Below are 21700 nucleotides of genomic sequence, written 5' to 3' on the forward strand. Positions count from 1 at the left end.
CATGGCATCATACACCCGCTTCTTTTCTTCCGACTCCTGTAGGTTCTTGTCTCTTTTACTTCGGTACCGAATACGCATAAGAAGTCCAAATACAATGATGCCCGCCACATAGAAAAGTGCGAAATAGTTTAAGTGGTCAGTCATTTCAGTCCTGACTATTGACCTTTGAGTTCAGGAGCCATCCTGCCAGGATCATAAGTACACCGGTACCCATCGCTTCATCCTCAGATCGGAGTGAACCTTTTGCCGCAAGACCCACTCCCAGGAATATGAGGGAGTAGGGTACAGCCGCCCGCCATGTCAGCTCCTCCGGCGGTCTCACTGTGACTTCCTGAGCTGACGGCTGGTCACCAGCTTTCGCAATGGCCGTCGCCGATTCGGCCAGAGGCAGGCGAAGAGTCAGATTCACTTTTCCTTCAAGAGTGGAAACAATTTCAAAATTTTCCACCTGTTGCCTCAGGCGGAAATTCAGCTGTGCTGATTCAGCCACTTGGTGTATTTCAAAACCGGTGACGGCGCCCGTCCGGGTAAAAGGCCAGACCCGGTTTGTGTCTACTGTTACACCATGCAGAGTCACATAGAACCACCCTGTCTCCTTGAACCACCCAGAGATTTGATCCTTGGGGAGATGATCATTGAGATGTATGGATATAAGAGTACCATTGGTTTTCTCTTCGATACTGATCCCTTCAACCCTGATTTCTCCATGAAGAAAGACGGAGAAAAACAATATAAGGCATGGTATTAATCTCCTGAATTGGAAACGCATTGTGGTCTCTTGGGCTGAATATAAAAACATTAAGCCAAATATTGAGCGAACATTGTATATTTGCGTAAGAGGTCTTTGCATTGAATAAAACTATCCGAAATACTAGTTTTTTTCTGGCGCTGTCATTTATTGTTAGCAGTTTACCTGAACCTGTCTTTGCTGGTCCGGCCGCAGCCGTACAGAAGAAACAGACGAGAAAGAAGAAGAGTTCCCCAAAGAAATCGAGCAGTAAAAAATCCGGTTCTTCGAATCAGTCGGCACAGGCTGCTCAGGCCAAGAAATATATCGGTAGGGGGAAGCAGCGGATTAAACAGAAGAACTATGCAGGTGCTCTCAGCGATTTTCAAAAAGCACACAAACTTGCTCCTTCCAAAACGACACAGAACTATATAAAGAAACTGACTCCCGTGGTGGCGGCTTCCAAGAAGAAAACGGCGTCCAAACCAAAGACATTGGTTGCATCGACACCCATCCCCAAGCCGAAGAGCCCATACAAGCTTTCTGATAATATTTATAAACTGACGAACCATATGGACACATCCACTCGTAAGATGAGAAGTGCCAGGATGGCACTGAAGCCTCTGGATACTCGTTCCACCGAAGAGGTACACCGCCAGCGTTTGGAGATAATTAAGACAGCCGCTGTTGACAGACCTGAAGACAGAAGAGCCCAGCGGGACCTAGCTCTTCAGTATGAAACTGAAGGTCGCTTCAGTGATGCAAAAGATATCTATCTCAGGCTGATTGCTTCGGAGCCGAGCGATGCGGACCATCATTTTTTCTTAGGTTCACTCTATACTCATACGGGGCAGACCAACAACGCACGGTTTGCTTTTCGTGAAGCTCTTCAACTGGATCCGAATCATAGACCTACTATTGAGGCACTATCCCGTTATAGCGGAAAATCTGCAACAAAGTCCATGGCTAAGGACCTCATGCAGGAAGTATCTCAGAAGCAACCCAACGGACCGGCGAAACTCCTGAAGGATGTCCGTGCTAACCTGGATAAAGGGGACTATGCAGAGGTGCTTAGGCTCGCCGGTGAAAATTCAAGCCGTTTCTCGCAAAGCGCGTCCCTTGTTTTTATGAAAGGCCAGGCCCATGAGGCGACAGGTGATCTGGAATCGGCCAAGAAAACTTACAAGCAGAGCATGACCATTGATCAATCGGACCCCAGAGGAGGGGTCGCTTTGGGAGACCTCTACTTCAGTCAGGGAAACTATCTTTACGCCGCCATTACTTATGAAGGCGTACTGCCTAGAGATCCCATGAACGTTTCGCTCAGATATAAGCACGGACTCAGTTACTACCGTGCATTTGAGTGGGGCAAAGCTGCTTCAGCATGGGAGGAGATGCTCGGCTACACCCCCAACCATCAGGAAGTCCGCATGTTTCTGCCGGAGGTTTACTACATCATGAGCTTGGAATATGACAGGACGGGATTCACAGATTTGAGCCGTCGTGCCTTCGCTAATGCCCTCTCTGTCAATCCCAATAGTTCTGCATGGCTCGTGAACGCTCTTAAAACTGCCGGAGAATTTTACCGGGAGAACGGTATGTATCGATTATCACTGAGAGCCTACCAGGACGCCATGGAAATCGTGCCGTCAGATTTAGATGTTTTCAATGGTCTCGGTGCCACTTACTGGTATATGGGTGAAAAACAGATGGCTGTGGCAGCGTGGGAGAAGAGCCTCTCAATCCGTTCTGACGACAACGCCGCAAAAGGGTGGCTCTTGTTGGCGAACCGGTCTTCTGAATAGACTCACCTCATCTTAAATTATCCAGATTTCTTCTTTACGGTTGCGTATAAAAAAGATTTTCATCTTCGCGCTTTTTACTGTCTCTGTCGCCGCCGACCGCCCAGGAAATGACCGCTTGTGGGAGGGGATCTATGCTTTCTATAATTACGAATTTAATAAGTCTGTATCGATACTGTCTGAAGTGAGAGAGCGTCATCCCGAGCATCCCACTGTCCATTTCACTTGGGCCGTATCAAAATGGCTGAGAGCCCAAGCCTACGACGGTATTGAAGCCAGTTACGATACCCTTTCAGCATCTCTAGAGAAGATCATTCCTGTCTATGATGGTTATGTAGAACAGTATCCTGAAGAGCCGGAATACCGGCTTTATGCGGCGGCTGCGAAAGGGCTGAAGGCGCGGGTTCATCTTGGGAAGAAGGAGTGGATTAGTGTGGTGAGGGAAGGGATCAAAGGATATAGCGGTATCCGGGCAGTTCACAATGAAAACCGAGAGCTTTGGGACACCTATTTCCCTATGGGAATTCTCAACTTTTACGCCGGGGAAATGTCCGGCTTTGTTCGGTTTTTCGCGGGATTGATAGGGATTGAAGCCGATAAAGCACTGGGGATTGAACATATGACCATCACAGCTGACAAAGGTGAATTTGCATGGATCGAGGCTTCCCAGATCCTTGTTTTTGTTTATCTCTGGATGGATCAGGATTTTGATAATGCGCTGACCATTTCTCAGCAATTGGTGGAGCGCCTGCCAAAAAGTATTTACAACCAGCATCTCTACACGGAGAGTCTCATCCGGCTTAACAGGCTGGACGATGCTGAGGCCAATCTCAGGCTGACCACTGAAATGGCAGAGATATTGCCGCCTCTTTCGATTAAAGGTTGGCTACCGACGCTGAAGTACCAGGACGCCCTGCTCTCTTTTTACAGGGGGGACACCGACCGGGCCATGAAAATGGTGACCCAGTCCATAGATGAATTCAACACTGAACTGGATACTCCGTTGGGTTTTGGTTATCTGCTCCGAGGCAAGATCCATGACATGCGCGGCGACAGAAGTCTGGCCGTTAGGGACTATCGGTCGGCAGTAAGGCTGGACAACTACACAGCCGCCATGGCCGAAGCGAGAGAATATCTCCGTCGCCCTTTTGCTCCGAGGGTAGAATAGCCAATTCGCTGGTTTTTAGGCGGGAGAAAGCCTAATTTTTCTGTCACGATGGAATCGACAAAACCGATAAAGCGAAGAGAAACCCGTCAGGTGATGGTGGGGGATGTGGCTGTGGGAGGCGGCGCACCCGTCTCTGTTCAGTCCATGACCACCACAAAGACTGATGACATCCAGGCCACACTGAAGGAGATTGAGCGGTTGGAGGAGGCGGGGTGCCAGATCATCCGCGTTACCGTTCCCGATGAGGCTTCCGCAATGGCGCTTCCTGAATACAAGAAACGTATGAGTGTGCCGCTGGTGGCTGATATCCATTTTAACTATCAGATGGCCATCTTGGCTGTTGACGGTGGTGCCGACAAGATCCGTATCAACCCCGGGAATATAGGAAATCGTGAAAGGGTTGAGGCGGTGCTCACCAAAGTGAAAGAAGCGGGTCTCCCCATCCGCATCGGTGTGAATGCCGGCAGCCTAGAGAGTAATTTGCTGGAAAAATACGGATATCCCACTGCCATAGCCATGGTTGAAAGCGCCGAGAGGCATATCAACATTTGTCGGGAGTTTGATTTTGACGACATCATCGTTTCATTGAAGGCTTCCGATGTAAGGCTCATGATCGAATCGTATAAACTTTTTTCTAAGAAATTTGACTATCCCCTCCATCTAGGAGTAACAGAGGCAGGGCCGGCGAAGAGTGGCAGTATCAAGTCTGCCATCGGTCTTGGTACACTTCTTCACCAAGGGATCGGTGACACTATCCGTGTGAGTCTCACCGAAGATCCTGTGGAGGAAGTGAAGGTCGGTTTTGAGACTCTGAAATCGCTCGGTCTTGCTAGCCGGGGTGTTACCATAATCGCCTGTCCCACCTGCGGGCGGCTGGAAGTGGACCTGTTCAAGATTACAGGTGAGATGGAAGAAAAGCTGTCCCACGTCAAAAAGCCAATGTCACTGGCACTTATGGGTTGTGCTGTTAACGGTCCTGGTGAAGCGACACATGCCGACATGGGCATTGCTTTTGGTAAAGGTGGCGGTCTCTTGTACAAGGATGGAGAAAAAATCGGCCGTGTGGATGAAGATGAAGCCATTAACAAACTATTAACTATGATTGAGAACGAAGAAAACGGAACGTCAGCCTCAAAAAAGGGCCCAGCGGAGGTAGAAGAATGAAAAGACTCAGGATACTTGTCATTACACTCACCATGCTGTCGCTGGCCGCTGCTCAGGCAGACTATTCGCCCGTTCCGCTCTATTGGAAAACACTCCGACCGGATGAGAAAGAAATTTATCTATTTGCTTACCTTACCCAAGTGTACGACACACATAAATCTCTCATCAACGAGAAAGGCCGCGGTGATTTCACGAAATGGTATTACGAAAACAGGGCTGAAATGTCCTACAATATCTTCGATCTTCTGGACACCACTGATGTGATGAAGTTTGTGGGATGGGTTGACGATTTCTACTCACAGCCCGAGGGCCACGAAAGGCCCTTTCCGGAGGCGCTTGAGTATGCCTATGATCGTTCCCAGATGAAGGAGCAGACGCTGCTTGAGAAATACGAAAGCCTCTTGGGCAGAGAGAAAAAGAAACCGAATTGAACTTTCGTAATTTTATCCCCAACCTGGTCAGTGAGTGGCGGGATATCTTTCGCGAAGGAGGATTCAAACTACTTATCAGGAAGCGGGGTTGGGTGGTTTTAATTGCATTTTTCATGTTCTATTTGATCAGAGATAGCGTTCTCTATCTTATCTTACCGTATCTTGCGTTGAGAGGGTTTTTTTCTTGTTCTTAGAAAGTTAGGGAAGCAAATCAGAAAAATGGTACCTCTTGTGAGATAACATTTCCAAGGAGGGTGTAGGCAATCCAATACGGAAATTTGGATTGATAGTTATGGTTGAACTGAGGGGTAAACAGTGACGAAATATTCTGTATTTAAACTTGAAGAGTGGTTTGAGCGGTATGAGTTCGAGGTGGATCATCTTCTTGGATCCAGCAGTTGTGCCGGAATGACCATGGAGGAGTTGTGTAAAATTACGGACGAAACAGTCGATTTCGCCGGGTCGTCTCTCGGCGCCACACCGGGGCCGGGCAGTGACGAACTGAGGGAGGCCATTTCCACGTGGTATAATAATGGATCTCCGGAAAATATCTACATAACATCGTCCAGCACAGAGGCCATATTCCTACTCATCGAATCCATTCTTTCGTCAGGCGACTCAATGGTAGCCATGTTCCCCATGTACCCGGCGCTTTACCAGTTGGCGAAGGACAACGGCGCAGAGATACGTCACTGGCATTTGAGACACGAGAACGGATTTGAACCGAATTTTGATGAACTGAAGGAATTGGTGGATGACACAACAAAACTGATCATTGTAAATAATCCGAACAATCCGACTGGACAGATTATGCTGAGGGACGATCTTCAGCGCCTGGTCCAGTTTTCACAGGGGCACGGTATTCAGCTCTGGGTTGACGAAGTGTTCCGGGGGATCACCGTTGATGGAGGGCCGGTGACGCCGTCCATTCGGGATATTGACTCCGGTACAATCTCTACCGGCTCCATGTCTAAGTCGTTCGGCTTGAGTGGCCTCAGGGTGGGGTGGATCGCGGCGCCTGAGGAGGTCCTTGAGGCGTTGAGGCACATACGGTTCTATACCACTGTCACAGCTCCGGTTATTGAGCAGAAGATCGCTGCAGTTGCCCACCGAAACAGGGATAAGGTTATCAGGCGCAATCAGACAATTTTGGATAAGAACTATACCTATCTTAAACAGTGGATGGGGGAGAGGAACGGCATTTTTGACTGGGTGAAGCCTAAGGGTGGTCCCGTCACCTTTCCTAAATTTACTGGCAGTGTCAATACAGATGATTTCTGTCTGAAACTGGCGGAGGACTATTCTGTCCTTGTTCCATCGGGAAACTACAGTTTCAACGCCGAAGGTTTCATACGGATCGGTTTTGGGCATTCCAGCGGATTTGAGAAGGCCATGTCGAGAGTGGGGGACGCCCTTAATGAGTTTCTGAAGTAACAAATTCCAACTGTGATGATTCGTCTCTCTTTCATTTATATCAGCCTGTTGATTATTGGCTGTTCTGGTGGAAACAATCTTACCAACGTAGAAGTGGCCGGCCAGCGGACTGAAGTACTCTCAAAAGTGGCCAAAGGAGATTCTACAGTGGTGAAGATGACATCATACCACGAGAACGGACAAGTTAGTGTAATGAGGCCATTTAAAAAGGGGGTTCCTCATGGGAAGTGGCAATGGTTGGGAGAGCAGGGCAGCCGGGATACGATTCGTGTCTATAAAGACAGCCTGCTTGATGGAAAGTCCCGGGCCTGGCACGCCAACGGTGTTCTTCTTTTTGAACAGATCTACAAAAGTGGGTTGCGGGTAGGGACCTGGCGAATTTGGTATGACGACAAAACACTTCGATCCTTGAGTGAATATGCTAATAATGATCTGAACGGTGTCCATGTGACTTGGTATTCAAGTGGTGTGGTTGCGAGTCTTACGGAGTATGAGAATGGGAAGAAAAACGGCACTTTTTCCGAATGGACTCCAAAAGGGAAGATAGTGTCAAACGAGATATACATTGATGATATACCCCACATTCTCATCAAATGGCAAGATTCCGGTGAACTCAACTCAGTCACTGCTTTCCGCGACGGAAAAAAGGAGTGGTTACTGGAATGGGACCGTCATGGACGGCGTATCAGCGAGCCTCTTCATGAAAAGCATACGATTCACAGGATGCGGTTTAAAAACGGGAATCGGCAAATTGAGGCAGATTTTATCGGTGATAAAAAGCACGGTGCTGAACTGCAGTGGCACCAGAATGGTCAGCTTTCAGTGGTACAGTTCTACGTCCGAAACAGAATCATTTATGAGCGGGTTTACGACAAGAAGAGTAGTTTCAAACATGAGACGGTTAGTGTGAAAGGTGAACCTATTTGGTCACGTAAGAAAGAACCAAAGATTCCTTCTTAGAGAATTTATCACAATTGTAAATTCGGTCCGGTAACAACTCATGCCCTTCGATCTTCAATCTTACAAAGACCCTCTGATTGCACTTAGTTTTGTTCTTGGTTCTGTCTTGGCTGGGTGGATATTCAAAACCTATATCCACAACCGTCTTAAGAAAGTCGCTGAAAAGACAACCTGGAAAGGTGACGACCTGGTCATGGATGCTGTAGAGTCCTCCATTATACTGTGGTTTTTGATCGGTGGTGTATACCTGGCAGTGAACCGTTTATCCTTTGGTGAAGAACTGTTGGGAACAATTCAGATGGTGATAATGATCCTGTTTGTGTTGTCTATTACTCTTGTACTGTCGCGGATGGCGGTAGGTTTACTGGAAATCTTTGCTGAAAGCAATGATGCTTTTCCATCCACCACCTTGTTCTCCAACCTAACTCGGATTTTGATTATTACTGTTGGCCTGCTGGTCATTTTCCAAACTCTGGGAATTTCCGTTACGCCGGTGCTCACAGCCTTGGGTGTGGGAGGTCTAGCCATAGCACTTGCGCTGAAAGATACGCTGTCTGACCTGTTTGCCGGGCTGCATATATTACTTTCCAGAAAGGTGATACCAGGTGATCTGGTGGAGCTGGACACCTTACACAAAGGGACGGTTAAGAACATTACCTGGCGGAACACCATTATTCAGGATCGCCGAAACAATACAGTTGTGATTCCTAACTCCAAACTCTCTACAGCAATTATGACCAACTATGATGTGCCTGTGAAGCTCCTGGTTGCAAGGATCGCCTGCGGCGTCAGCTACGACAGCGATCTGGATCATGTGGAGCGGGTGGTGCTGGAGGTGGCCGATGAGGTCAAATCCAAGGTGGAGGGGGCCGACAAGAACTTTGAGCCGAGCATCATTTTTATCAATTTCGGTGAGTCCAGTATCGACTTCAGGGTTTCCATAGGCTCCAATGATTACAGTGGCCAGTGGGCAGTGACCCATCAGTTCATCAAGCAGCTTCACAAACGGTTCAAGGAAGAAGGGATCGAGATTCCGTTCCCCATTCGGACTGTTTACCAGCGAAACGGGGAATAAGCCGGACTCACCCTACCTCGGGTTGACAAACTTTCCTTTATTCCAGTGAAACCTTCGGCCTGGATCGTCACCGGTGCTGTTTTCGGTTTTCTCGCTGTTGCCTTGGGTGCTTTTGGCGCCCACGGACTCAAATCGAAAGTGACTGTCGATACGCTGTCATCATTTGAGACTGCTGCCCGTTATCAGATATATCACGCTCTAGCGCTGATTCTAGTAGGCGTTTTGGCCAACACTGTTTCATCACCTCTCCTTGAATGGTCCGGCCGGCTGTTTGCAACCGGTGTTGTTCTCTTTTCCGGCTCTATTTACCTTATGGTATTTACCGGTGTGACTTCCTTAGGGGTAGTGACACCTTTCGGCGGCCTATGTTTTTTGGCGGGGTGGGCCGCCCTGGCGGTGGCCGCTTACCGCGGATAGGTACTCCGAAAGATTATGTCAAATTCACCTAAACGTGTTGTCAGAACATTCGATGCCACCAACATGGTGGCGGGGAACATGATCGGCTCTTCGGTCTTTCTCCTGTCGGGGTATGCCGCCGCGCCTGTTCTTGATGGAACTTGGCTTGTTGTAGCGTGGGTTGTAGGAGGGATCATGGCCATCCTCGGTGCGCTTGCCATTGCCGAACTTTCCACAGAATTCCCCGAGATCGGCGGTGATTTCCTTTATCTAAAAAAAATTTACGGCGTCTATCCGGCGTTTCTGTATGGCTGGATGAGCCTCATGATATTTGAGACAGGGTCTATTGCCATCCTGGCTGTTTTCGGTGGAAAGTACTTGAAGGAATTTTTGCCCGGAGTTCCACTTTCAGTACCTGCACTTGCATCTGTGCTGGTGATTTTCTTTTCCGGGCTCCACTGCCTCAGAATCACCATCGGCTCCCGGTTTCAGTCCATTCTCACGGTGGCGAAGATCGGTGGAGTGATTCTCCTATCAATCATCCTGTTCACGAAAACGTCATCACTGCCCCCCGCCGTGCAAGCGAGCTCTAACGATGGCAGTCCTCTTATCGGTTTGTCGAGAGCGCTGATCCCCATCTTTTTTGCCTATACGGGGTGGAATGTGGCGGGCTACATTGCTGGGGAGATTCACAACCCGAGGAAGACACTGCCGTTTGCCCTTATCGGAGGGACGCTCATCACCACCGTCATCTACGTGATCGTTCAATTAGGTTTTCTCAAGGCGGTAGGTATTGAAGCGATGCGGAACGAGGAGATGGTGCCGCTGCGGGCGCTTGAAGCGGTGGCGGCTGAGGAGTGGTCCATCTATCTTACAATCCTCATCTTTGTAAGTGTTATCAGTTCTCTCTCCATCACCATTCAGACGGCGGGAGCTCGGGTGATCCAGGCCATGGGTGACCATGAAGTCTTCTTCCGTTTCACCGCAAAGCGGCACCCAAGGTTCAATACACCGGTTAACGCCCTCATGGTCCAGGCTGCGTGGTGCATCGTTATGCTCTACGCATTCAAGAGTATCAGCGACCTTGTGGACACCACCGCCGTCGTCATGATACTTTTCTCCGCTCTATCTATTTCCACCATGCTGAAAATCGGTCGGGGGAAAGGAAGTGAGAACAGGTACAGAACACCCTTGTTTCCACTTGTTCCCGTTGCCTACATTGGCTGCGCATTATTCGTTTCATGGGGTGTGATTCAGTTTCATCTTTCGCAAGACTCGATCCTGCCGGCTTGGGGCCTCGGCTTCTTGGCTGTGGGGACTGGTGTATACTACCTCTGGAAGCGGACCAAGGATTAAAGTGAAACTTAAGATAAAGCCGTTTAACGCTTCTATCTCATCTCTTTATACAGATCACAGCCACTTCCATCCTGGTGATGCCGGCCTTGATCTGTTTGCGCCGAATGAGGTGACTATAGGTGGCCGCGAGACGACGCCGATCCATCTGCAGGTGGCGTGTGAAATGGAAGGGGGTCGGCCCTATCTTCTGATGCCGAGGTCAAGCATTTCCAAAACACCACTCAGACTGGCAAATTCAATAGGACTTATTGATGGCGGCTACAGAGGGGAACTTATCGCCTTTTGTGATAACATTAGTGAACAAGCATACACCGTGGAAGCTGGTCAGAGATTATTCCAGGTTGTCGCCATGGACGGAGCACCGCTGGAGATCGAGATCGTGAGCGAATTGAGCGAATCGTCCCGCGGCGATGGTGGTTTCGGGAGTACAGGTTCATGAGTAAAATAAAAGATAAATCACTGGAGGGAGAGGGCCGGCGGGCTCTCGGTTGGGCAGGTGAAAATATGCCCATCCTGGCCAGCATTCGGAAGAGATACGAGAAGGAGAAACCGCTTACGGGGCTGTCCGTCGGAGTTGCCATGCACCTTGAGCAGAAAACTGGTGTTCTGCTTCAGACGCTTCAGGCTGGCGGTGCCGAAATTTCGGCAAGTTCCTGTAATCCTCTCACAACCCATGATGCTGTGGCGGCGGCCCTGTCGCAGGAGATGGACATATTCGGTTGGTCGGGCCAGAGTAAAGAGGAGTATTACAGCTGTCTCGAGTCCGTTATCCGATCAGTGCCGAAAATTACCGTAGATGATGGCGGCGATCTCATCTTTATGCTCCATTCCAAGTATCCTGCCATGCTAAACGATATCATTGGTGGATGTGAAGAAACCACTACTGGTGTTATCCGGCTGAAAGCCATGAGCAAGGACGGAGAGCTGAAGGTACCCGTCATTGCGGTGAACAACGCCTACTCAAAATATCTTTTTGATAACCGGTACGGTAGTGGCCAGAGCGTTATTGATGCCATCGCTTCCGCCACCAATATGCTCATCGCCGGGAAGACAGTAGTAGTGGTGGGCTACGGCTGGGTAGGCCGGGGCGTAGCCATGCGGCTTAGGGGCATGGGTGCAAGGGTGGTTGTGGTTGAGACAGCCGCCTCTCTGAACCAGCAGGGGCAGTCCGGTTATCACAGAGGACTGGAAGCCCTCTACGATGGGAATTGGGTCATGTCCATGGAAGAGGCGGCATTAATCGGTGACATTTTCATCACAGCTACCGGAAATAAGCATGTTGTATCCAAACATCATTTTAAGGAAATGAAAGAGAATGTTATTCTCGCCAATGCGGGTCATTTTAATAACGAGATTGATGTTGATTCTTTGCAGGCGATGAGCAAGGAATCAAAAGAGATTATGCCTAATCTGGTCCGCTACCGGCTGAAAAACGGGAAAAGTGTCATGCTTCTCTCTGAGGGGCGGCTAGTGAACCTGGCCCGCCCCTCGGGGCACGGTCACCCCATCGAGATCATGGATGGTAGTTTTGCTGTCCAGGCCCTTTGTGTGGAGTATCTTGCTAAGAACGGAGAAAGTCTCGCGGCGGAAGTTTATGATGTTCCATCAGACCTCGATGAAGAAGTAGCGAGATTGGCCTTAACTGCTCAAGGGATCTTTCTTCAAAAGCCTACCCCTCAACAGGTAGATTACGTATCTGCCTGGGAAGAGGGTACGTAGTAGTTCCAATCCTCTGTTAATCAGTCCAACTGTATAATTTTGGCACTTTATATAGAATTAAAAAAAATTGTTAGCACTCTTTCAAAAAGAGTGATAATTTTGTTTGCTCAAATCGAGTTGATTGAGCGACAGTTAACACAAGGTATAGGAGACAACAAGAAATGGCACTAAAAATTAAGCCTCTGGCTGACAGAGTCGTTATCGAGCCTGGCGAGGTTGAAGATGTTTCAGCAGGTGGAATTATCCTTCCAGACACTGCTCAGGAAAAACCTCAGCAGGGGAAAGTGGTTGCCGTTGGCCCTGGAAAAGTTAGTGACGCCGGCACACTGGTTGAGCCGACCGTCAAGAAAGGGGACAATGTCCTCTACGGTAAGTATTCCGGGACGGAGGTAACTATTGACGGTACTGAGTACTCGATCATGCGCGAGAGTGATATTCTCGCTGTCCTTTAAGAAGAAACTATTTAATTAGGAGAATAAAAAATGGCGAAACAGATTGAATACGACGCCGATGCCCGTAACGCCTTGAAAGCCGGTGTAGACAAACTCGCTAATGCTGTAAGGGTGACGTTGGGACCTAGGGGTAGGAATGTCGTTATCGAAAAGAAGTTTGGTGCCCCTACATCCACCAAAGACGGTGTGACTGTGGCAAAGGAAATCGAACTTGAAAATAATCTTGAGAACATGGGTGCACAGATGTTGCGGGAAGTGGCATCTAAGACGTCTGATGTGGCCGGTGACGGTACCACAACCGCTACTATTTTTGCACAGGCGATCATCCGCGAAGGGATGAAGAATGTTACTGCCGGCGCAAATCCAATGGAGATCAAGCGCGGTATTGACGCCGCCGTTGGAGTGGTTGTTGAAGGCCTTGCGAGCCAAAGCAAGGATCTTCCCGGAAAGACTGAGATCGCTCAGGTAGCTAAAATCTCCGCCAATAATGATCCTGAAATCGGTGACCTTATTGCCGATGCTATGGAAAAGGTTGGTAAAGATGGTGTTATCACGGTTGAAGAAGCGAAATCCACTGAGACCTCTCTTGAGGTGGTGGAAGGTATGCAGTTCGACCGTGGATACCTGTCGCCGTATTTCATTACCAATCCAGATAACATGGAAGCGGAGTTGGATGATTCGGCCATTCTGATCCACGATAAGAAAATCAGCACCATGAAGGATCTTCTCCCGATTTTGGAGAAAACGTCTCAGTCCGGCAAGAGCTTGCTTATCATCGCCGAGGATGTGGATGGTGAAGCCATTGCCACGCTCGTGGTGAACAAGCTCCGCGGTACCCTCAAAGTAGCTGCCATTAAGGCACCTGGTTTCGGTGACCGCCGGAAGGCTATGCTTGAGGATATCGCTGTCCTTACAGGTGGAACAGTAATTTCTGAAGAGCAAGGCTACAAACTGGAAAACGCTACACTTTCCTATCTTGGGAAGGCAAAACGAATAGTGATGGATAAAGATAATACAACCATCGTTTCGGGTGGAGGTAAAACCGACATGATCAAGGCCCGTATCAATGAGATCAAGGTTCACATTGATAAGTCTACTTCGGATTACGACAAAGAGAAGCTCCAAGAGCGTCTCGCGAAATTATCCGGTGGTGTGGCTGTTTTGAATGTTGGTGCTTCTACAGAAGTGGAGATGAAAGAGAAGAAGGCCCGCGTTGAGGATGCCCTCCACGCCACTCGTGCAGCAGTGGAAGAGGGGATTGTCCCCGGTGGCGGTGTAGCACTCATCCGGACCCTCGACAAGGTTGCAAAGATGAAGCTCTCCGATGAGCAAATGGTGGGCGCTAACATTATCCTTCGTGCGCTGGAAGAACCACTGCGGCAGATTGCAAACAATGCTGGCCATGAGGCCTCCATTGTTGTGCAAAAGGTGAAGGAAAGCAAAGGTGATACAGGGTTTGATGCAAACAGTGAAAAGTATGTGAAAATGTTCGAAGCTGGTATTATCGATCCCACTAAAGTGACAAGAATCGCCATTCAGAACGCAGCATCTATTGCTGGTCTAATGTTGACCACTGAGGCGCTGGTTGCGGAGATTCCTGAAAAGGAACCCCCAATGCCGATGCCTCCGGGTGGAGACATGGGTGGTATGGGCGGAATGATGTAATCCAACCAAACAACAATCCTAACTGAAAGCCCCGTTCCTAGTATCGGGGCTTTTTTTATCCCAGTATAAGCATTTCGTTGCAAGTATTTCATTTCTTCATCTTGTCTCACCATAAGGAGACGACTAAATTCACCACACTTTTTTTATGCTAGTCATCCGATTGACAAAGATGCTTTTTTACGGCTACCATGGTGTAGACGAATCGGAGCAAAAACGCGGAGGCACCTTCGAAGTGGATCTCGAATTGAAGGGGAATCTATCAATATCCATGGAGTCTGACCACTTGGAGGATACCGTTGATTATGCTGAAATTTACCAGACCGTTCACGACTGCCTTACCGGGACGAGGTATTTTCTTCTGGAAGCACTGGCGTCTCACATTGCTGATTCCATTCTTTCCAGCTATCCCCTTAATTCTGTAAAGGTCACTGTTCGTAAGCCCCACGCACCCGTGAAAGGTGTTCTCGGCTCTGTTGAGGTTGAGATTGAAAAGGAGAGGTAATTGACCATCGACGCTTATCTCAGTCTCGGCTCCAATATTGCACCAAGATTTGAAACCCTTCAAACCGCTATCAGTTCGCTTTGCTCACTTCCCGGCTCAGATGTTGAATCGGTCTCGACGATTTATGAGACTGAAGCAGTAGCGTCTTATTCTCAGGCTGATTATCTCAACTGTGCAATCCATATTAAAACGGAGCTGACACCTGAGGCATTGATAACAAGTTGCCAGGAGATTGAATTTTCCAACGGCCGGCCAGTAAGCCGGGATAAGAGTGCACCCCGCACGCTGGATATTGATATCATCTTCTACGGCGACCGAATAATCAACTCCGGCAAACTCATTGTTCCTCATCCTAGATATGCAGACAGGCGGTTTGTCTTGGAGCCGCTTGCGGAGATTGCGCCTAATTATATCTGTCCTGATACAGGAACCTCAGTAGCACACACTCTTGATCAATGTACCGATCGTTCCCGTGTCCAGCTATTTTCTCTGGAGACTGTGTGAAGAACCTCTACTATGTATCCATCGAAGGGGTAATTGGTGTTGGCAAGACCAGCCTGGCCCACCTTTTAGAGGAGCGGTTGAATGCTAAACTCGTTATGGAAAAATTCGATGAGAATCCATTTTTGGCAGATTTTTATCTTGATCCTGAGCGATATGCTTTTCAGACACAGCTCTTTTTCTTGCTGAGTCGCTATCGCCAACAACAAGAACTCCGTCAGACAGACGTCTTCCATAAACTGGTTATTTCCGATTACATGTTTGTGAAAGATCGTCTCTTTGCCTCACTCAATCTGGATGACAAGGAGATGTCACTCTATGATTCTGTGGCCAAGATTCTTGAAAAAAATATTCTTAATCCTGACCTAGTAATTTACTTACAGGCGGAAACACCTAAGCTTATGGAGCGCATTACTCTAAGGGGAAGGGACTTTGAAAAAAACATGTCCCAGGATTACATTGATGCTTTGAATCAGGTTTACAACGAATATTTTTTCAGGTTCCAGGAGAGCCCACTGCTGATCATAAATACGAACGATATCGATTTTGTCCATAACGAGGAGGATTTGGAAGAAGTCATACGTTACATTCGCCAGCCAGTTAGTGGAACAAAGTTCTTTAACCCGGCATCTAATCTCTGATGCTCAAGACCCTTTTACTTTTTGCCATAGGCTACTTTTTATTCAAACTTTTCAGGTTTTATCAACTCTTCTTTGGCAAGAGACCTCGTCAAACAAAAGAGGAGGAAGAAAAGTTAATTCTAGGAATTCGTGATGAGGATATCCGAGAGGCTGAATTCAAAGATATTAAGGAGGAACGTTAATTATGATGGATATTTTTCAAGGGATTGTGAAAGACAGAATCAATGTGGGACTGCTATTGCTTAGGGTTTTTTCCGGTTATCTCATCCTTGTGAATCACGGTTTTGGAAAAATTACAGCGGGCCCTAGCCGATGGGAAAAACTTGGTGGCGCTATGGAACGGTTGGGTATCGACTTCTTTCCCACTTTCTGGGGATTTATGGCCTCATTCTCAGAGTCGTTCTGTGGTCTGTTTTTGGTGCTTGGTATTTTCACCATTCCTGCTTCATTTTTATTATCGGTCACCATGTTTATGGCGGCATACGGCCATGTAGTAACGGGGAAAGGGAGTCCTGAACTGGCTTTCGTCTACGGTGCTATTTTCCTTGCGCTCATGATCATGGGTCCGGGAAAATACAGCCTGGACCGGAAATTCTTTCCTCACCTTTCATGAAAGCGGTTCGAATTCACCAACACGGCGGTCCAGAAGTGCTGACATGGGATGAGATGGAGACACCGTCTTGTCCCTCAGACAAAGTATTGCTGGAAGTGAAGGCTGCTTCCATCAATCACCTTGACCTCTGGGTCCGAAAGGGTTTTCCCGGTATTGAGCTGCCCCTCATTATGGGTAGTGACGCTTCAGGCGTCATCGCCGAAGTCGGTTCTGAAGTCACCGGCTGGAATTCCGGTGATGAGGTAATGGTCCAACCCGGTATCTATTGTGGCGAATGCAAATTCTGCAAACTGGGGAAAGAAAACTTTTGTGTCAAATTTGGAATCATTGGTGAAACGGGAGACGGTACCCAGTGCCACTTTTCTGCTGTCAAGCCCGAGAATCTCGGACGAAAGCCTACCGCCGTTTCATTTGAAGAAGCAGCCTCTTTTCCTCTGGTTTTTCTTACTGCCTATACCATGTTGGTTCGAAGGGCGAAAATTGAGGAAGGGGAGAATGTTCTCGTCCTCGGTGCAGGTTCAGGTGTGGGCAGCGCTGCCATTCAGATCGCGAAGCATTTTGGATGCACCGTAATGGCCACAGCGGGGAACGAAGATAAACTTCAGTACGCCAGAGATCTTGGCGCAGATTTGACCGTAGATCACTACAACGAAAAGATTCATGAGCGTGTTCGCGAATTTACGGAAGGGTGGGGTGCCGATATTGTTTTCGAACACGTGGGTGAAGCGACGTGGCCATCGAGTATGCGGTCACTGGCACACGGCGGCCGGCTTGTGACATGCGGAGCCACCACCGGGCCCAAAGCAAGGATTGAGATCAGGCACCTGTTTCACAAACAACAGACCATCATGGGTTCCACTATGGGCGATGCGGCGGCGTTTACTGAACTGCTGGATCTTCTTGAGAAGGGAGCTCTGAAACCCATTCTCGATCGAACTTTCCCCATGTCAGATGCTGCTGAAGCTCACCGCTACATCGAGGAGGGGAAACAGTTCGGGAAAGTGGTGCTTATGCCGTATTAAGCGTTATATCTTTAACATAAAACACTCCCGTGAAATATAAGAAACACATCTTCGTCTGTATCAACGAGCGGCCACCGGACAGTCCCAAAGGGTGCTGTGCCTCAGGAGGAGGGAGTGATATTCGTTACGAATTTGTCAAGCTGATCAATGAGCACGGGCTAAAAGGGAAAGTTCGCTCGAACAAGTCCGGTTGCCTTGATGCCTGTGAGGTGGGCCCAGCGGTGGTGATCTATCCCGATGGACTGTGGTATACGGGTGTTACTGTGAAGGATGTTCCTGAAATATTCGAAAAATCAGTACTGAACGATGAGCCGGTTGACCGACTCCTAGCTAGTGAAAAAACTTGGGATGATCTCGCCAAATTGCGGTCTGCTGAAGGGTAAACCTTTAACTAACGCCGATTTTTTCCAGTGCCTCCCGGATCATTTTTTCAGCCCGCTCCCAGTCCATGTCATCTACGGATTTGATCTCCGAACACAATATATCCAAAATCGACGCCTGAATACGTCCTCGCCTTAAACATTCACTATAGGGAATACGGTGGAACGCCACCATGGAATAGCGGGGGATGAAGCGGTTTGGGAATCGCCGCTCCAGAGCAAATTCAATCTCTTTTTTCATGAGGAACCTTGGGTCAGCTGTGTCACTTCGCATTTCGATATAATTCTCCAGTGCCATCTGTGCAATGGCGTCCGTATCCGGTTTTCGCTGTTTACCGAATGATTCAAAGATTTTTCCCCAGTTGTCACCATGCTCATCAAAATATTCGTTGAGGACCGTACAATCCTCAAAGCCGGCATTGATACCCTGGCCAAAAAATGGAACAATGGCGTGAGCGGCATCTCCCATTAATAGAAATCGATCTTCCACATTCCATGGCCAACTTTTCACCGTCCCGAGATTTCCCGCTTCGTTAAGAAAAAATTCTTCTTCCAGATTCTTCAGATAGGAAATTGCGTCCGGGAACACTTCTCTAAAAAAATGGATGACTTTATCCGTTATATCAAGAGATGCAAAACTGGGGTTGCCTTCCATAGGGAAGAAGAGGGTGCAGGTGAACGTTCCATCGCTGTTGGGAAGGGCGATAAGCATATAGTTGCCTCGAGGCCAGATATGAAGCACATTAGGCTCAAGCTTGAAACTACCGTCCTCATTAGCCGGGATAGTTAGCTCCTTGTAACCATGTGAGAGCGGTTCCATCTTTTCTTTATACCCCTCAAGCTTTCCCATTTTTTTTCGAATTACTGAAGCTGAGCCATCAGTAGCAATAATTTGATTCGCATAAGTTTCAGTCGTCTTACCGGTATCTTGATTTTCATGATCCACACTACCTTCATCAAGATCGGCATCGATGCACTTTTCGTTGAATAAGATCTCTACCTTGCCTGTCTCTTCCGCAGAATTCATAAGAAGTTTATTTAACCCCCTTCGAGAGACGGAGCAGATTACTTCGCTGTCATCCTGACCGTACCGATGAAAACTGGTTGTACCATCCACGGCATGCATCAAACGCCCTTTCATGGGGATAGCTTCGGCCATTACCTGTTTATGAGCATTGACCTGTTCAAGAGCGTGGAGACCTCTTTTTGAGAGTGCAAGATTAATGGATCTTCCCGCACTCATCTTAGTTTTCCGAATGTCGGGTCGGCGCTCCAGGATCTTTACTCTATAATCTCTCAGGGCAAGGAATCTGGCAAGGAGCGGCCCCGCCAGACCAGCTCCGATGAGTAGGATGTCGTTCTTCTCTGACAAATCTCCGATGAATTAAAGAAGCTCTTTTAGGATTTCAACAAATCTGTAAACTTCACTGAAAGAGTTGTAGAATGGAGCTGGTGCAAGGCGTATTACACCCGGCTCTCGATAATCACACATCACATTTTTTTCCGTTAAATACTTATGAATTTTGTCGCCGCCTGACCCAAATCTGAGGGAAAGCTGACAGCCTCTCTGTTCGGGTTCTCTCGGTGTTATAACAGTGAATGCTTCTGAATTGATCTGGTTCAGGAGGTATTCCAGATAGCCGGTCAATTTCAAGCTTTTCTCCCTCAAAGCTGTCATGCCCACTTCATCGAAAAGTTCCAGCGATGGGAGAAGCGGTGTGGCGGAGAAAACGTTGGTGTTACTGATCTGCCATCCCTCGGCACCTGGAATTGGTACAAACTTTGAAGGCATATCGAAGCGTGTTTCCCTGGTATGACCCCACCAGCCAGCAAACCGGGGAAGGTCTTCACGATTTGCATGTTTTTCATTGACAAACACAGACGCCACGCTGCCAGGGCCGGCATTGATGTACTTGTAGTTACACCACGCTGCAAAGTCAACATCCCAATTGTGGAGTTCCAGAGGAACGTTGCCGGCCGCATGAGCCAAATCAAACCCCACCATACAGCCTTGATCGTGGCCAGCGCGGGTGATTTCCTTTATGTCGAAGAATTGTCCCGAGTAATAGTTGACGCCACCTATAAGAATGAGGTCAACGGATTTGCCTTCTTTTTCAATTGTTTGCATAATGTCCTCAGAGCGGATAGCAGCTTCACCGTTTCTTGGTTCGAGTTGAACAATTCCGTCCACTGGATCATAACCGTGGAAACTGAGCTGAGAGGCGACGGCGTATTGGTCTGACGGAAAAGCTTTTGCTTCTACCATGATTTTATATCGTTCTTTAGTGGGACGATAGAATGAGACCATGAGAAGATGAAGGTTGACGGTAAGAGAGTTCATTACCACCACTTCTGACGGCTTTGAACCGACCAGTTGTGCCGTTTTTTTGGTTAAGGTTGTTTCGTAAAGACCCCACGGCCGTTTACCGCCGTGATGGCCACCGGCACCCGCTGTCTTCCACTCTTCCATCTCTTCCTGGATGTAATCCATGGCGCCAATGGGTTGCAGGCCTAGTGAATTCCCTACAAAATAAATAATCTCTTTACCAGTGGAAGATTTCGGAAGGTGAAATTTCTCCCGGTAGACCATCAGAGGATCTCTGGCATCCATTTCCAAAGCAAAGGCTTCTCCTAACCGAAAATCAGTCATCTCTATGTATTACTATCAAGAAAGAAACTGTGTTTCAGTCATCCCGAGCCATTCCAGTGCTGATTTTCCGAGCATCCACTTTTTATCTTCATCAGAAAGTTCAGGAATGGATTCAATAAGCCCTCCCGGTTTTGACTCTCCCAGAGGGAATGGATAGTCGCTACCCAGTGCAATCCGGCTAGCTCCCATAAGCCGGATTAAGTAGTGGAGCATTTCTTTGTCATGCACGAGAGAATCGACGTAAAATTTTTTAACGAAATTTCTTGGATTGATATCAGTTTCCACCGCGACAAGGTCCGGGCGCGCATGGAAACCGGCCTCGATACGGCCAATACCGCCGGAGAAAGCGCCTCCACCGTGAGCAAAGGCGACCTTCAGGTTAGGCAACTTTTCAAACAGACCGCCTAGAACCATGGAGCTGATGGCTATAGCGGTCTCTGTCGGCATACCTACTAACCATTGGAGCCAGTATTTGTCCATTCGTTCCGGCGATAGCATATCCCAGGGGTGGACGAAAATTGATGCATCCAGATCCTGTGCTGCCTCGAAAAAAGGAAAGATGGAATCATCATCCAGATTCTTGCCGTTCACATGCGATCCGATCTGGGCGCCAGCGAGGCCTATTTCCTTTACACACCGTTCTAGTTCGCCTATGGCCAGGTCAGTGGACTGCATTGGAACGGTGCCCAAACCGGTGAATCGCCGAGGAGCGGCACTCACAACGCCTCCGATATGATCATTCAAAAGTTTGGAAAGGTCAAGGGCATCATTTGGTTCAGCCCAGTAGCTGAACATGACGGGGACAGTTGACAGTACTTGAACATCAATGGAGAGAGAATCACATTCTTTTTTGCGGACATGAGCGTCCCACAGATTGGATTCTACTTCCCGGAAGAAAGTGTCACCTTTCATCATCCGGGCACAACCCGGTTTATGGTGCTCAAGGTGAATGAATTGGCCATAACCGTAGCGCTCCGCCAAGTCGGGGATATTCTTAGGGAGTATGTGAGTATGAATATCGACTTTGAGCAATGGAGAAACC

General features: G+C 48.3%; 23 protein-coding genes. 19 read left to right on the forward strand and 4 right to left on the reverse strand.

Going from position 1 to position 21700, the window contains the following annotated elements; translation table 11 throughout:
• Window positions 1-145: 145 nt before the first annotated feature.
• On the reverse strand, window positions 146-769 hold the full coding sequence (locus tag EYO21_04145; protein ID HIB03001.1) for a hypothetical protein: 624 nt from the start codon (window positions 767-769) through the stop codon (window positions 146-148).
• Between the two features lie 80 nt (window positions 770-849).
• Between EYO21_04145 and EYO21_04150 the strand changes: the two genes are divergently transcribed.
• The 19 genes from EYO21_04150 to EYO21_04240 all read left to right on the forward strand — a co-directional run bounded on the left by EYO21_04150 (window position 850) and on the right by EYO21_04240 (window position 18011).
• Entirely contained in the window at window positions 850-2532 is a 1683-nt protein-coding gene (locus tag EYO21_04150) for a tetratricopeptide repeat protein (protein HIB03002.1), read from the forward strand.
• A gap of 40 nt (window positions 2533-2572) precedes the next feature.
• Window positions 2573-3697: a hypothetical protein gene (locus EYO21_04155; protein ID HIB03003.1), complete on the forward strand. Its 1125-nt coding sequence runs from the start codon at window positions 2573-2575 to the stop codon at window positions 3695-3697.
• A gap of 48 nt (window positions 3698-3745) precedes the next feature.
• The gene (gene ispG, locus EYO21_04160) at window positions 3746-4861 is read left to right on the forward strand and encodes a flavodoxin-dependent (E)-4-hydroxy-3-methylbut-2-enyl-diphosphate synthase (protein ID HIB03004.1); all 1116 of its coding nucleotides are present in this window, start codon (window positions 3746-3748) and stop codon (window positions 4859-4861) included.
• Complete coding sequence (locus EYO21_04165; GenBank protein ID HIB03005.1) at window positions 4858-5292, forward strand: hypothetical protein; 435 nt, start codon at window positions 4858-4860, stop codon at window positions 5290-5292. The genes ispG and EYO21_04165 overlap by 4 nt, the downstream gene beginning before the upstream one ends.
• A gap of 315 nt (window positions 5293-5607) precedes the next feature.
• Window positions 5608-6726, forward strand: a complete 1119-nt coding sequence (locus tag EYO21_04170) for an aminotransferase class I/II-fold pyridoxal phosphate-dependent enzyme (protein ID HIB03006.1) — start codon at window positions 5608-5610, stop codon at window positions 6724-6726.
• 12 nt (window positions 6727-6738) lie between these two features.
• Window positions 6739-7686 (forward strand): toxin-antitoxin system YwqK family antitoxin, encoded by a 948-nt coding sequence (locus EYO21_04175; GenBank protein HIB03007.1) that lies wholly within the window; start codon window positions 6739-6741, stop codon window positions 7684-7686.
• Between the two features lie 40 nt (window positions 7687-7726).
• Window positions 7727-8761 (forward strand): mechanosensitive ion channel family protein, encoded by a 1035-nt coding sequence (locus EYO21_04180; protein ID HIB03008.1) that lies wholly within the window; start codon window positions 7727-7729, stop codon window positions 8759-8761.
• 45 nt (window positions 8762-8806) lie between these two features.
• Entirely contained in the window at window positions 8807-9178 is a 372-nt protein-coding gene (locus tag EYO21_04185) for a DUF423 domain-containing protein (protein HIB03009.1), read from the forward strand.
• A gap of 15 nt (window positions 9179-9193) precedes the next feature.
• Entirely contained in the window at window positions 9194-10513 is a 1320-nt protein-coding gene (locus tag EYO21_04190; GenBank protein ID HIB03010.1) for an amino acid permease, read from the forward strand.
• On the forward strand, window positions 10419-10952 hold the full coding sequence (locus tag EYO21_04195) for a dUTP diphosphatase (protein HIB03011.1): 534 nt from the start codon (window positions 10419-10421) through the stop codon (window positions 10950-10952). Before EYO21_04190 ends, EYO21_04195 begins: the two co-directional genes overlap by 95 nt.
• Window positions 10949-12232: an adenosylhomocysteinase gene (locus EYO21_04200; GenBank protein ID HIB03012.1), complete on the forward strand. Its 1284-nt coding sequence runs from the start codon at window positions 10949-10951 to the stop codon at window positions 12230-12232. The genes EYO21_04195 and EYO21_04200 overlap by 4 nt, the downstream gene beginning before the upstream one ends.
• Window positions 12233-12393: 161 nt before the next feature.
• Window positions 12394-12684, forward strand: coding sequence for a co-chaperone GroES (locus EYO21_04205; protein ID HIB03013.1), 291 nt, complete (start codon window positions 12394-12396; stop codon window positions 12682-12684).
• Between the two features lie 30 nt (window positions 12685-12714).
• Window positions 12715-14349 carry a chaperonin GroEL gene (gene groL / locus EYO21_04210; protein HIB03014.1) on the forward strand — a complete coding sequence of 545 codons (1635 nt, stop codon included), beginning with the start codon at window positions 12715-12717 and terminating at the stop codon, window positions 14347-14349.
• A gap of 145 nt (window positions 14350-14494) precedes the next feature.
• Entirely contained in the window at window positions 14495-14851 is a 357-nt protein-coding gene (gene folB / locus EYO21_04215; protein ID HIB03015.1) for a dihydroneopterin aldolase, read from the forward strand.
• Complete coding sequence (gene folK, locus EYO21_04220; protein HIB03016.1) at window positions 14852-15355, forward strand: 2-amino-4-hydroxy-6-hydroxymethyldihydropteridine diphosphokinase; 504 nt, start codon at window positions 14852-14854, stop codon at window positions 15353-15355.
• On the forward strand, window positions 15307-15993 hold the full coding sequence (locus tag EYO21_04225; protein HIB03017.1) for a deoxynucleoside kinase: 687 nt from the start codon (window positions 15307-15309) through the stop codon (window positions 15991-15993). The genes folK and EYO21_04225 overlap by 49 nt, the downstream gene beginning before the upstream one ends.
• A gap of 187 nt (window positions 15994-16180) precedes the next feature.
• Window positions 16181-16606 carry a DoxX family protein gene (locus tag EYO21_04230; protein HIB03018.1) on the forward strand — a complete coding sequence of 142 codons (426 nt, stop codon included), beginning with the start codon at window positions 16181-16183 and terminating at the stop codon, window positions 16604-16606.
• On the forward strand, window positions 16603-17628 hold the full coding sequence (locus EYO21_04235) for an alcohol dehydrogenase (protein ID HIB03019.1): 1026 nt from the start codon (window positions 16603-16605) through the stop codon (window positions 17626-17628). Before EYO21_04230 ends, EYO21_04235 begins: the two co-directional genes overlap by 4 nt.
• A gap of 29 nt (window positions 17629-17657) precedes the next feature.
• A complete protein-coding gene (locus EYO21_04240) occupies window positions 17658-18011 on the forward strand; it encodes a (2Fe-2S) ferredoxin domain-containing protein (GenBank protein HIB03020.1) in 354 nt (117 codons plus the stop codon).
• Between the two features lie 4 nt (window positions 18012-18015).
• Here EYO21_04240 and EYO21_04245 read toward each other — a convergent pair whose 3' ends face one another.
• From EYO21_04245 to EYO21_04255, 3 genes are read right to left on the reverse strand one after another with little or no spacing between them, the layout of a single operon-like run.
• The gene (locus tag EYO21_04245; protein ID HIB03021.1) at window positions 18016-19362 is read right to left on the reverse strand and encodes an FAD-dependent monooxygenase; all 1347 of its coding nucleotides are present in this window, start codon (window positions 19360-19362) and stop codon (window positions 18016-18018) included.
• Window positions 19363-19392: 30 nt separating this feature from the next.
• Window positions 19393-20658, reverse strand: a complete 1266-nt coding sequence (kynU, locus tag EYO21_04250) for a kynureninase (protein HIB03022.1) — start codon at window positions 20656-20658, stop codon at window positions 19393-19395.
• A gap of 15 nt (window positions 20659-20673) precedes the next feature.
• Complete coding sequence (locus EYO21_04255) at window positions 20674-21690, reverse strand: amidohydrolase (protein HIB03023.1); 1017 nt, start codon at window positions 21688-21690, stop codon at window positions 20674-20676.
• Window positions 21691-21700: the final 10 nt, after the last annotated feature.

The organism is Candidatus Neomarinimicrobiota bacterium, assembly GCA_012964825.1.
Classification (GTDB): domain Bacteria; phylum Fidelibacterota; class Marinisomatia; order Marinisomatales; family S15-B10; genus UBA2125.